The organism is Mitsuokella sp. UBA4253, from assembly GCF_002395285.1.
GTDB classification, from domain to species: domain Bacteria; phylum Bacillota; class Negativicutes; order Selenomonadales; family Selenomonadaceae; genus Mitsuokella; species Mitsuokella jalaludinii.
The window spans coordinates 329,016-342,080 of the sequence record NZ_DGWR01000004.1; the positions used below are offsets into that span (position 1 = coordinate 329,016).

Annotated in this window: 10 protein-coding genes; 7 read left to right on the plus strand and 3 right to left on the minus strand. The window is 60.8% G+C overall.

Going from position 1 to position 13,065, the window contains the following annotated elements; genetic code table 11:
* Window positions 1-73 precede the first annotated feature (73 nt).
* On the minus strand, window positions 74-1,402 hold the full coding sequence (gene brnQ / locus B2X55_RS03215; protein ID WP_286820847.1) for a branched-chain amino acid transport system II carrier protein: 1,329 nt from the start codon (window positions 1,400-1,402) through the stop codon (window positions 74-76).
* Window positions 1,403-1,822: 420 nt separating this feature from the next.
* On the opposite strand from brnQ, the gene B2X55_RS03220 reads away from it, so the two are divergent.
* From B2X55_RS03220 to holA, 6 genes are all read left to right on the plus strand, one after another.
* Window positions 1,823-2,053 (plus strand): hypothetical protein, encoded by a 231-nt coding sequence (locus tag B2X55_RS03220; protein WP_036373713.1) that lies wholly within the window; start codon window positions 1,823-1,825, stop codon window positions 2,051-2,053.
* Window positions 2,054-2,199: 146 nt separating this feature from the next.
* Window positions 2,200-2,787 (plus strand): helix-hairpin-helix domain-containing protein, encoded by a 588-nt coding sequence (locus tag B2X55_RS03225; protein WP_036373711.1) that lies wholly within the window; start codon window positions 2,200-2,202, stop codon window positions 2,785-2,787.
* 15 nt (window positions 2,788-2,802) lie between these two features.
* Complete coding sequence (locus B2X55_RS03230) at window positions 2,803-5,223, plus strand: DNA internalization-related competence protein ComEC/Rec2 (protein ID WP_286820848.1); 2,421 nt, start codon at window positions 2,803-2,805, stop codon at window positions 5,221-5,223.
* Window positions 5,224-5,250: 27 nt separating this feature from the next.
* Window positions 5,251-7,839, plus strand: coding sequence for a 3'-5' exonuclease (locus tag B2X55_RS03235; protein ID WP_286820849.1), 2,589 nt, complete (start codon window positions 5,251-5,253; stop codon window positions 7,837-7,839).
* 135 nt (window positions 7,840-7,974) lie between these two features.
* Window positions 7,975-9,324 (plus strand): NADP-specific glutamate dehydrogenase, encoded by a 1,350-nt coding sequence (gdhA, locus tag B2X55_RS03240; RefSeq protein WP_286820850.1) that lies wholly within the window; start codon window positions 7,975-7,977, stop codon window positions 9,322-9,324.
* 116 nt (window positions 9,325-9,440) lie between these two features.
* Window positions 9,441-10,463 carry a DNA polymerase III subunit delta gene (gene holA / locus B2X55_RS03245; RefSeq protein WP_286820862.1) on the plus strand — a complete coding sequence of 341 codons (1,023 nt, stop codon included), beginning with the start codon at window positions 9,441-9,443 and terminating at the stop codon, window positions 10,461-10,463.
* 53 nt (window positions 10,464-10,516) lie between these two features.
* Here holA and B2X55_RS03250 read toward each other — a convergent pair whose 3' ends face one another.
* Entirely contained in the window at window positions 10,517-11,668 is a 1,152-nt protein-coding gene (locus B2X55_RS03250) for an MFS transporter (protein ID WP_286820851.1), read from the minus strand.
* 12 nt (window positions 11,669-11,680) lie between these two features.
* Window positions 11,681-12,292 carry an energy-coupled thiamine transporter ThiT gene (thiT, locus tag B2X55_RS03255; RefSeq protein WP_286820852.1) on the minus strand — a complete coding sequence of 204 codons (612 nt, stop codon included), beginning with the start codon at window positions 12,290-12,292 and terminating at the stop codon, window positions 11,681-11,683.
* A gap of 139 nt (window positions 12,293-12,431) precedes the next feature.
* On the opposite strand from thiT, the gene B2X55_RS03260 reads away from it, so the two are divergent.
* Entirely contained in the window at window positions 12,432-12,998 is a 567-nt protein-coding gene (locus B2X55_RS03260) for a flavodoxin family protein (protein WP_286820853.1), read from the plus strand.
* The last annotated feature ends 67 nt before the right edge of the window (window positions 12,999-13,065 follow it).

The window sequence follows — 13,065 nt, forward strand, 5'->3', positions numbered from 1 at the left end:
GGAAGACAAGGAAAGCCTGTTGCATCTGCAACAGGCTTTTTTATTTCGTGATGATTCTTGTCTCTACGTTATCTCAGTGGAGCTCCAGCTCTGTCTCGCCGCGGATCTTGCCGGGCAGGAAGAGGGAGAGGATGAGGGCAGCAAGGACGGGCAGGAGCCAGGCGAGGCTGCTCTCGTGGAGCGGCAGGCTCTTTATGACAGCACCGGCCCAGTCAATCCCTGCGAATTGGTGCAGGATGTCAAGGGCTGAGATCAGGGCGGCCACAGCGACCGTCAGGCGCATGCCGAAGCGGGAGAGCGCGGCGAATTTGTTGAGGATCGTCATCAGGACGATCGTGATAGCGATCGGGTAGATGAAGAGCAGGATGGGCAGTGAGACTTTGATGATCTGGTTGAGCCCGAGATTGGCGAGCAGCAGGCTGACGAGGCTGACGAGCGTCGCGTATCGCTGGTACGACATGATGGGGAACTCCTCATAGAAGAACGTCGAGACGGCGGCAATGAGGCCGACTGTCGTCGTGAAACAGGTCAGCGTGACCATGACGGCGAGGAAGTACATGCCAGCCGGTCCGAAGAGCTGGAGCGAGGACTGGGAGAGCACGTAGGCGCCGAGGTTGATGTGCGAGTCGCCGTAGACTTCTGGCGGGATTGGGAAGTGATTGCCGAGCAGCGCCAGCCCGAGGTAGAGCGAACCCATGAGGACGGCGACGGCGAGGCCGGCCATCCATACACTCGTGTAGTGCTCGCGTTCGGAGCGGAAGTGGATGCGGCGCATCTCGTTGAGCGCGAGGATGCAGAAGGCGAACGAAGCGAGCGTGTCCATCGTGTTGTATCCCTCGATGAAACCTGTGCCGAAGGCCGAGGCGCTGTACTTGCCGAGAGGTGCGGGGAGGCTCGTCGAGGTGTAGGCAAAGAGGCCTGTGATCATCAGGACGACGATGAGCACGGCGAACATCGGCGTCAGGACCTTGCCGAGGCGTGCGAGCAGCTTCGTCGGCGTGATGGCCAGCCACCAGGCGAAGGCGAAGTAGAGGATGGTGAAGATGGCGAGCGGCAGGGCGCCGTCACCCGTGATCGGCAGGACGCCGATGGAGAACGATGTGGCCGCCGTGCGCGGGATGGCCATGAGCGGGCCAATCGAGAGATAGATGAGGGAGAGCAGCAGCAATGAGAACAGCGGTGAGATCTTGCGGTTCATCTCGGCGCGGAAGCCGCCGGGGTTGAACGTGCCGATGATCAGCGCGATGACCGGCATGCCGATGCCAGAGAGCAGGAAGCCGAGGATTGCAGGTGCGAACATGCCGCCTGACATGAAGCCGAGCGATGGCGGGAAAATCAGATTGCCAGCGCCGAAGAACATGCCGAAGAGCAAGAGTCCAATCTGCAGGCCGTGCTTGAACATAGGAAAGACTCCTTTCGTATTGATGGGATGCGTATATGTGTTTGCCATGGGCATGACTCATCCATTCTAAGTGCTTTTCTCAGAAATGTCAATTCTGCATGGACAAATTTATTTTTTTCTGCCTCTATCCACTCTGATTTCCCCAAAAATGTACACAGCAATATCCTGTATCATGTATACAGATATAAAATAATCACGCTATTAAAGAAACATATCTAAAGTATACATGCATACAATTTGCAATACATGTAAACCTGCGCTATAATAAATCCACGGATGGAGGAATGACGTATGTATATGAAAGATATGCTTGTAATGAGAATAAAGTTGATTGCACTGAGTCAGATTCGCAATATTGAAGATTCTGTAAAACGGAATCCGATGGCGTATCGAAAAGACACAATGGAATACTGTGAGGCGATGTACGATATCATTGCGAGCATGTCGAAAGAGCGCCTGACGCGCATCGTCGTTCCGATTTACGAGAACTACGAGGAGATGGGCATGGCCGATGACTGCTATGTGGCCGATTCACTCATGATGATCGTCCTCGCACTCTATCAGAACGAGATCGGGGAAGAGACGATCTACGACATCGGCTGGACGAGCTACCTCGAAGATTACTTCCGCGTGCGCGCTGCCATTGCCTGAGTCATGGCGCGGCCGCCATCCTTTGCCATCATTTTGATTCCGAAAACTCCTGCTGAGGCAGGAGTTTTTTTCGTTGAGGGCGAATGTTCTTAACAGGGATACACTCGTCTGCAATCCAATTGCCAGAGTCAAAGGAGGCGATTATCTTGCCGATGTACCGGAAATCGATGCTGATCCTGCTGCTGATCGTCCTGGCAGTGGCCGGGGGCACCTACTATGGCTGCTACATGCAGGAGAAGGAGAGCATCCAGCTCGATGCAGCCTCGCAGGCCGTCAGTCAGGAAGACCGCGCGGAGATCACGGTGTATGTGACGGGGGCCATCAACAAGCCCGGCGTCGTGACCGTCAGGGAGGGCGCGCGCATGGCGGATGCGGTCAAGGCCTGCGGCGGACTGCTGCCGACAGCTGACGGCGAGAAGGTCAACATGGCGCAGGTGCTCAAGGACGGACAGCAGGTCCGCGTGCCGGAGAAGCAGGCGGGGAGCTCTGCTTTGCCGGCAAATACCGGCAAGGCATCATCTGCAGTCAAGACGAAGGCGGACGGCCCCATCAATATCAACACGGCCAGCGCGGAGGAGCTCGATGCGCTGCCTGGCATCGGCCCCGCCATGGCCAAGCGCATCATCGAGTACCGCGAGACGGAGGGAGCTTTCACCGCAATCGAGGACATCAAGAAAGTCAAGGGCATCGGTGAGGCGAAATTCGAGAAGATGAAGGACAAGATCTGCCTTTAATATCGGGAGGGTATCATGAAGACAGGACAGTATCCCGTACTCTTCCTCGCCGCTGTGCTGCTCGTGCTGGCACTTGGCATTGAGCTGTCGCTTGCACAGTCGTTCTCCATCCGCTGGGGAGGGGCTGCTCTGGCTGCCTTGCTGCTTGCATCTTTGCTCCTGCTATGGCGCGGGAACCGTCTCTGCGCCATCATGGTGCTGCTGCTCTTCTTCGCACTCGGCATCGTCCGGCTGCAGGCGGCGCTCTTTCTGCCGCCGGCGGACATCTCGTATTTCGCGGGGGCGGGCGCAGAGGTCAAGGTCAGCGGCACGATCGACGATGAGCCGCGCTGGACGCAGGCGGTGCTGCCGGATGGCAGCCGCATCTACAAGGTCCGCTATCTCGTGGCGGTGGAGCAGGTCAGGCGCCCGGGCGGCGACTGGCAGAAGGCCGCAGGGAAGTGCTATCTCTACGCGAGGGCGCCCGTCATGCCGGATAAGGTCGCTCGCATCGGCGATGCTGTGACGGCCTCGGGCAGGGTGCGCCTGCCGCGCGGCTACCAGAATCCCGGCCAGCTTGACACAGCTCTCCTGCTGCGCTCCGACGGCATCACGGCGAGCGTCGTGGCGGGCAAGGGCGGCGCGAAGACCGAGGCACGCGAAGGCCATGCATTCCGGCGCTTCATTGCCGGGATCCGCGAACATTACAGGACGGGCATGGAGCGCGCTATGCCGAAGGAAGATGCCGCGGCCGTCTTTGCCATGCTGTTCGGCGGCTATCAAGGGCTCTCTGAGGACCTCGTCGCGGACTTCCAGGCGACGGGAATCGTGCACATCCTCTCGGTGTCGGGCTCGCACATCAGCCTCATTGCGGCTGTCATGGCCTGGCTGGCCGCGGCGCTGCGCCTGCCGCGCGCCGTCTCTGCTGCGCTCGTGCTCTCCTGCATTGCCCTCTACAGCATCCTGGCGGGCTGCGTGCCGCCTGTCATCCGCTCGGGCATCATGGGCGGACTGGCCTTCCTGGCCCTGGCGCTCGGGCGCGAGCGCGAATCGCGCTGTGTCCTGCTGCTGACGGGCATTTTCATGCTGCTCTGGAACCCGCTGCTGCTCTTCCACATCAGCTTCGAGCTGTCATATCTGGCGACGGCCGGGCTCTTGTTCCTCGCGCCTGTTTTCCGGGCATGGCTACGTGCGAGGGGTATGCCAGATGTCCTAGCGATGGGCATCGCCATCACGCTTTCAGCGCAGCTCGCGACGCTTCCTGTGCTCGCCTGGTACTTCGGGCAGGTGTCGCTTTCGGCACTGCTCGCCAATCTGCTCGTCGTGCCCATCCTGGAGCTTATCATCATCCTCGGGCTCTTTGCGGGGCTCGTGGCCTTCCTGCTGCCGCTTCTCGGCCATGTCGTCTTCGCTTCGACGAGTTTGCTGCTGGGATTGGCGGCGGAGCTCGCACACGTACTCGCGAGTCTCCCAGGCGGCATCTTCTACCTCTCGGCGATGGGCTGGCCTGCCGTCGTGCTCTACTACTTCGCGTTGGGCACTCTGCTGCTGACAGAAGAGCAGCGGGAATGGCTGCGGACCCGCCTTGTGCCCTGGCGACGGCCGGCGTTCGCGCTGTTTCTCGCGTTGGCGGCTGCTGTCGCAGTCTACCGTGCAGTCACGCCGGAGCGCCTCGCGGTCCACTTCCTCGATGTGGGACAGGGCGATGCGGCGCTCGTCGTGACGCCGAGGGGGCGGGCTCTGCTCATTGATACGGGCGGCACGCGCGATGGCAGCTTCGATATCGGCGCGCGCGTCGATGTGCCGTATCTCCTGCATCACGGCATCCGGGAGGTCGAGGCTGTCTTCCTGACGCACGCGCACGAGGACCACGCACAGGGCTGCGGTGCCATCCTGCAGAAGATGCCGGTCGGCCATGTATACACGGCGGGCGAGGGCACGGCCGCCTATGCGCACAGCATGGGGATAGGCGATGCCGACCCTTTGCTGCAGAAGTTCAGCCGGGCACAGGAGGGCGATGCTTTGACCGTAGACGGCGTCAAGGTGGAGGTGCTGTTTGCCCCGCCTGCGCCGGAGGGCGGCGGCACGGGCAATGAAGTCTCGAACGTCTACCGCGTTTCCTACGGCAGGGCGCAGTTCCTCTTCACGGGCGACCTCGTCAAGGAACAGGAGGCAAAGCTATTGGAGACGGGCAAAGACGTGCGGGCAGCGGTCCTCAAGGCCGTCCACCACGGTTCCGCGACATCGAGCTCGCTGGCATTCCTTCAGGCTGTCAAGCCGCGCTACGGTGTCTTCTGTGTGGGCTTCGAGAATTCCTTTGGCCACCCGAAGGAAGAGGTCCTGCGCCGCTATGAGCAGCAGGGCATCGAGATCCTGCGCACGGACCAGGCAGGGGCCATCGTCTTTGAGACGGACGGAGAGAAGATGTGGGTGAGGACGCATGTCAAGCAGTCGTGACGTATTGGCAGATCTTGAGGTGATCGTATGGAATTTGCAGAACTGAATCCGGCGCAGCGCGAGGCGGTGGAGAACCTGTCGGACAACATCCTCTTGCTCGCGCCCGCTGGTACGGGCAAGACGAATACGCTGGCCTGCCGCATCGCCAACATACTGGCGGCAGAGCGGGCCGAGCCGGAGGAGATTCTCTGCCTGACTTTCACAAACAAGGCGTGCCGTGAGATGAAGGAGCGCATCGTCCTGCGCGCCGGCGAGGCCGGGCGGCGCGTGCTCGTCCGGACGTTCCATGGCTTCTGCTACGACGTCATCAAGACGGAGGCCAAGCGCCACTCGGATCTCTTCGCGGACTTCACGATCTTCGATGAGGCGGACTGCCTCGCCATCATCCGAGATCTCCTGTCCGAGGATTGGCCCGTGCGCTCCGTCCAATCCTTGATTGCTCTCTTGAAGGAAGCGCGGACGGCGTACGGCCTCCAGACGGATGATGCTGAGGCCGACTACAAGGCTGCCCTGCAGAGATTATTGGCAGAAGACCCCGCTGCTGTCCGGAAGCTCGCCGTCACAGAGCACTACCAGTTCTACCGCCAGCTCTTCGAAGCGTGGCAGGCCTGGGGCCCGACAATCGCGGCGCGTTACGATGCGCGCCTCCACGATGTGCACGGCCTCGACTTCACGGATCTCATCGTGCAGGCCGAAGCGCTCTTTGCTCAGGCGGATATCGCCATCAAGTGGGCGCGCCGCTTCCTCTACATCAACATCGACGAGGTGCAGGACACGAGCGAGCTCGAGTACCGCATCCTCTCGCGCATCTTCGGCAGCAGCCGCCTGCTGCTCTGCGGCGATTACTTCCAGACCATCTACGAGTGGCGCGGCTCGCATCCCGAGGTCGTCCTGCGCGCCTATCAGCGCGACTGGCATCCGCGCCGCATCGTGCTGACGGAGAACTACCGCTCGACGCAGGTCCTCTTGAGCGCGTCCTTCGCGTGGCTGAAGAACCGCTTCCCCGAGCGCGTCTCGGCGCTCTACCCCGAGGGCATCCATGCGGTCAGCGCTGAGCACGGCCTGCCCATCGTGCTGAAGGGCGCGATGAGCTTCGCGGAGGAAGCACAGTGGATCTACTACAAGATCCAACAGCTGCCGGTGGAGGATTACGGGCGCGTCTGCATCCTGACGCGCAGCAACCGCTACAATAAAGACCTGTCGCTCTACTTCCGCAACCTTGGCTGCCATCTGGCGGAGGGCGAGCGCCTGCCCTTCATGCTACTCGATGAGCTCAAGTTCTTCCGGCGGCAGGAGGTCAAGGACGCGCTGGCCTTCCTGCGGCTCGTCGTCAACCCGCACGATGCGGCGAGCTTCGTGCGCATTCTCAACCGCTTCGGCAGGGGCATCGGCCCGGGCACAATACGCAAGATCTCGCACGAGTCGTATCGCCGGGCTGGCATCCGCATCACGGATTACCTCGACGAGGATGCGCGGCGCACGGGCGACCCGTTCGCAGTGCTTGTAGAGGCGTTCGAGGCGGAGGATATCGTCGTCTTCGACGTCGAGGCGACGGGTGTCGACCCGACGCGCGATGAGATCATCCAGATTGCCGGCCTGCGTCTCGGCCGGGACGGGAAGGCAAAGGCTGAGTTCAAGCGCCTCTTGAAGGCACGCCGCTCTGTTGGAGACAGCTACAAGGTGCACAAGATCAGCGACGCATTACTGCAGCAGGAAGGCCAGGAGCCGGAGGAAGTCCTGCGCGAGTTCTGCGCCTTTGCCGCGGGCAGCGTCATCGTCGGCCACAACGTCACGTATGACCTCAGCATCCTCGGCAGCGAGCTCGCGCGGCTCGGCCTGCCGCCACTCGCGTACCGGCGTTACTACGACACGCTCGACATCTTTCGCCGCTTCTACCCGAACCTGCCGAACCACAAGCTCGAGTACCTCGGCGAATTCTGTCATGTCTCGCACCGCTCTACACACGATGCAATGGACGATGTCTGCGCGACGGCCGAGATCCTCGTCTACGCCATCGAGAAGGATATACGCCCGCATGCCAGAGAGCGCAAGGAATTCATGGAGAAGTGGCAGGATGTATTCAACGAGCTCGCGGGACACATCAGCTCCATCCGGCGCGAGGCCGTGAGGATGCGCCCCTGGCAGCTGCTCGCCAAGATCGTCGTGGACATCGGCATCGATGATTACTACCGCAGGCGCGGGGAGGCGCAGCGTATCGAGAACCTTCGCGACCTCTTCCGGCAGGCGCGCGCGATGGACGACAGCGAGGCGCGCCCATTCGACGCCTTGATGCGCTTCCTCAACTACGTGACACTCTCCAACACGAACCTCGACGCCATGACGAAGCGGCAGCAGATCCCCATCGTCACCGTGCATCAGGCAAAGGGCGCGGAGTTCGACTACGTCTTCGTCGCGGGCCTGCAGGAGGGGACGTTCCCGGGACTCCAGGCAGAGAAGAACGACAGCCTCGATGAGGAAGCGCGCCTCTTCTACGTCGCCATCACGCGTCCGAAGCGCCAGCTCTTCCTGTCCTGGTGCCAGACGCAATACGGCCACTACACGCACATGAGCCGTTTCCTGCTCGACCTGCCGCGCGAGTTCGTGCAGAATGAGTGAGATGTTGGAATTATACTTCTTTTTGAAATACTATATACATTGCCGCGCTCGTATAGTATAATTTTTTTAGATGGCTATGACTGTAACGTTGTAAGCCTGAATGGGGATTTTCGATTTGGAAAGGAAGGGTTAGTTTTGGCTGATATGAAACAGTATGTTGAGGATGTGCTCGCGAGCATCGAGCAGAAGGATCCAGAGCAGAAGATATTCCACGACACGGTATCCGAGGTATTCTCGAGTATTGTCCCAGTCCTGGAAGTGCATCCGGAGTACAGGGAGAACAAGATCCTGGAGCGCATGGTCGAGCCAGAGCGCACCGTCTCCTTCCGCGTGGTCTGGCAGGACGACAAGGGCGAGGTCCAGGTCAACCGCGGCTACCGCGTCCAGATGTCGAGCGCGATGGGCCCCTACAAGGGCGGCCTGCGCTTCCATCCGAGCGTCACGCTCGATGTCCTGAAGTTCCTGGCCTTCGAGCAGGTCTACAAGAATGCCCTGACGGGACTGCCAATCGGCGGCGCCAAGGGTGGCTCGGACTTTGACCCGCACGGGCGCAGCGACAATGAGGTCATGCACTTCTGCCAGAGTTTCATGACGGAGCTCTGCCGCCACATTGGCCCGAATGTCGACGTGCCGGCCGGGGACATCGGCGTCGGCGGCCGCGAGATCGGCTATCTCTTCGGCCAGTACAAGCGCATCCGCGACAGCTACGACGCCGGCGTGCTGACGGGCAAGCGCGTCGATTATTGGGGTTCTCTTGCGCGCACGGAAGCGACGGGCTACGGCCTGCTGTACTTCGTCAAGAATATGCTCGATGCCAAGGGCATTGACCTTGCAGGCAAGACGATTGTCGTCTCGGGCTCGGGCAATGTCGCGACGTATGCCATCGAGAAGGCGCAGGAGTACGGCGCGAAGGTCGTCACTTGCTCCGACTCGAACGGCTACATCTACGACCCGGAAGGCATCGACCTCGCCGCTGTCAAGGAGATCAAGCAGATGCGCCGCGGCCGCATCAAGGAGTACGTCGAGACGCATCCGCAGGCTGAGTACCACGAGGGCTGCCGCGGTGTCTGGATGGTCAAGTGCGACATCGCGCTGCCGTGCGCGACGCAAGGTGAGATCGACCTCGCGAGCGCCAAGGCGCTCGTCGCCAACGGTGTTACAGCTGTCGGCGAGGGCGCGAACATGCCGTCCTCGCTCGAAGCCATCGCGTATTTCCAGAAGAACAAGGTGCTGTTTGCACCGGCCAAGGCAGCAAATGCCGGCGGCGTGGCCGTGTCGGCTCTCGAGATGGCGCAGAACTCGGAGCGCCTGCAGTGGACCTTCGAGGAAGTCGACGGCCGCCTCAAGGCCATCATGAAGAACATCTACGAGAATGCCCGCAGGAATGCCGAGAAGTACGCAGATCCCGACGACCTCGTCGCCGGTGCGAACATCACGGCCTTCGTGCGCGTCGCTGATGTCATGCTCGCACAGGGCCTTGTCTGACTGCGAGCCTTTCCGATAAGACGGATATAAAAACGCCGCTTCATCTTTTGGTGGAGCGGCGTTCTTTTATGCTATAATGCTATCAGGAAGAAAGACTTTGGAAAGGGGCGTTGCTGGTGAAATTCGGCGAGTTCATGGCGGCCATCCGCAAGGGGGAGCTGCCGCATGTATTCCTGCTGAGCGGCGAGGAGCCGTACTACATCGATAAGGCGAAGGGGGCCCTGCTCGGGAGGCTCTTCCCCGACGGCGTCGGCATGGAGGATGCGCTGCAGAAGGTCAATGGTGACATGGCGCTCGCGGACCTGCTCGCGAGCATCGAAGCGGCGCCGTTCTTTGCCGACAAGAATGTCATCCTGCTCGCGGGCACGAACCTCTTCCGCGAGAGCAGATCACCGGCAGACGGCAAGGAGCTCGAGGCGCTCTGCCATCAGCTCGGCAACATGCCGCCCTACAGTTACCTGATTTTTGTCGCCCCCTACAAGGCGGACAAGCGGCGCAAGCTCTACAAGGCACTCTTGAAGGCAGGGCTCGTGCTCGAGGCGGAGCCCTTGCGCGCCTGGAACATCCAGGACTGGCTGCAGGACAAGCTGCGCGCCATCCACAAGGAGATGGACCGCGATGCTTACGCCTACTTTGCTGGAGCTGTCAGCATGATGCAGCAGATCTCGCTCTCGTACCTCGATAAGGAGTTCGACAAGCTCGCGCTCTTCAGCGAGGGGCGGCGCATCACGAAGGCGGAGCTCGTCGAAGTCTTCTCGGGCCTGCCGGAAGTCTCGGTCTTTGCGCTCATGGATGCCATCAGCGCGCGCGACAGCAAGAAGGCCCTGATGCTGCTGCACCGTCAATTGGCAGACGGCACGTACTTCACCGTGCTGCTGGCCCTGCTGACGCGCCACGTGCGCCAGCTCTGGCAGGCGAAGGTGCTCATGAAGAGGGGCGTGCGCGGCAAGGCGCTCGCCAAGCCGCTGGAGCTCAATCCCTTCATCGCCGAGAAACTCGGGCGGGCGGCTGCTGCCTTCAAGGAGGATACCTTGAAGGGCGCGATGCTGCGGCTCATCGATGCCGACTATCTGCTCAAGACAGGAAAGGCCGGTAATGAGCTGCTGGAAGAGGCCGTCATCACACTCTGCAAGCGATGAAAAACGCCATGGGCTGCTGTGTGCGGCAGTCCATGGCGTTTTCATATACAGGATCATTTTTTCTGCGGGAATGGCGCAAAGACCGTGCAGATGGCGGCGAGCGGCAGTGTCAGTGAGGAGATGAGCAGCGCCGGTGTCAGCCCAATCTGGTCGCCGAGGGCGGCGGTGATGGCCGTGCCGAGGCTGCCGAGGCCGAACGAGAAGCCGAGCATCATGCCCGAAGCCATGCCCTCACTGCCGGGCATGGCGCGCTGTGCCCAGACGAGAGAACTCGGCTGCGGCGCGAGCAGCAGGGCCCCTGTGAGGAAGAGTGCGATGAGCGACAGCGGCTCCGTGCCAGGATGTAGGTAGAAGTAGACCGTCGGGAAGATTGCGAGGGTCAGTGCGATGATGATGATGCGCTTGTGGGCGATGCGGTCGCCGAGGTAGCCGCCGACGAGCCCGCCAACCGTGCAGCCGACGAGGAAGAACGTCAGGAGCGTGCCTGACAGGATGCCCGAGTAGCCGTGGCTGACGAGCAGCAGGGGCAGGAGCGTCGACATCGAGACATGCGTGCAGCAGCGCAGGCCCATTGCGACGTTGAGGCGCAGGATGGCAGCATTGTGGAAAACTTCGCGCAGGTGGAAGACCTTGCCCTTGGCTTGCTCCGCGACTGTCGAGAAGCGCGTCAGGCCGCTCTTGAGGCAGACGAAGGCGAAGAGGAAGGCGGGCACCATGAACCACGGAAGCTCTGCCATCGAGAAGCGGTCGAGGAAGGCGATGACGATGATCGGCGCGAGCGCGTAGCCGAGGTTGCCGCCCGCGATGTAATAGGACATCGAGCGGCCCTGGCGTTCCGACGGCGCCGTCTTGGCGACGAGCGTCGAGCCGAGCGGGTGGAAGGCCGAGACGGAAAGCCCCGTGAGGGCAATGATGATGAAGAGCATCGCCTTCGTCGAGATCAGGCCAATCGAGCAGATGCAGATGGCGCCGAACGGGATGACCGGTATGAGGATGCGGCTGAGGTTGTGGCGGTCCATGACGTAGCCGAAGACGGGCTGCATCATGTTGCTCGTGATGGACAGGACCATGACAAGAAGGCCGCTGACTGTCAGCGAGATGCCGAGTTGCGGCATGATAATCGGCAGCAGGATCGGCAGGAAATTGCAGTAGAAATCATTGAGGAAGTGGCCTGTGCTCAGGAGCCAGGTGCCATCTTTTTTCATGGAAATACCCCCTTATGAACGCGGATTGCCGCCCATGGCCGCGAGCAGGCGCTTGATGGGCAGTAGGCGCAGGATGATGCAGCAGATCACGAACTCCGGGATGAGATACGTCGCGTTGAAGACGAGCGAGTAGGCGAGCGGGTTCATGCCCTCCGGCGCGTACGAGGCGAAGAAGACGACGCCGGACACGACGTGGCAGAGGAAGCGCGCGAGAAACGCGAGCGCCGTACCGCGGTAGAGATGGCCGCTCCAGAGGCCTGCGAGACCCATCGCCATGTACGGCAGCGGGTAGTCAAAGAGCACCTGGACTGGATGCACGATGAACGGGTCCTGGATGATGTTGACGAGTCCGTAGAGGAAGCCGGCGAGCGCGCCGATGCCGGGCCCATAGCGGTACGAGAGCAGGAGCAGCGGGACCATGGCACCGAGCGTGACACTGCCGCCCTGCGGCATGTGGAAGATGCGAATCTGATGGAGTACGATGGTCAGTGCGAGCATCAGCGCGATGTCGATGATCGTGCGCGTTGTCAGGCGGATGTGGCGCGTGTAGAGCCCGCCGAGGATCAGCACGAGCGTGCCGAGCATGGCAAAGCCTGCTGTCGGCGAGGCGAGAAGTTCAGTCATGATAACACTTCTTTCTAATATTAATGTGAGACGATTTACAACGACTCTCATTGTAACAAAGGTTACTGTGTAACAAAGGTTACTGTGAAATACAAGGCGTTGTGCTACGATACAGAGAGTGAAAGAGGAGGATACGAACATGGGAAAATGGGCCGTTATTTATTCGTCAGTTACGGGCAATACGAGAACGATCGCAGAGGCAATCGCAGAGCAGGCAGGAGACGCCGATGTCTTTCGCGTGCAGGATGCGCCGGAGGACCTCTCGAGCTATGAGGTGGTGGCACTCGGCTACTGGCTCCGCCTCGGGCAGCCGGACCCGCTGATGCTCAAGTATCTGCCAAAGGTCCGCGATGCACAGGTCGTGTTCTTCCAGACGCATGGCACGTCACCGACGAGCGAGCACGCCATCACGAGCTTCGCGCGTGCTGGATACAATCTCGGCCCCGGCTGCACGATCCTCGGCACGTTCGGATGCCGAGGCAAGATCAACCCCGCGATGCTCGCCAAACGCAAGAACGCAGGTCCCGATGACCCGCACGGCGGTCCCAAGAGCATGGAGCGCTGGAAACTCGCCTCCACGCATCCCGATGCACAGGACATTGCCGACGCTAAGGATCTTGTCGATCGCATGAAGCACAAGATGGCCATGCGCGAGCGGTTCCTGGCAAAGAAGGCAGCCAAGCTAGCGGCTCTGCAGAAGAAATGAAGAAATATCGCAGACAGGTTCAGGAGTATTTCCTGAACTTGTTTTTTGTATATAGAAAACCCTTGGT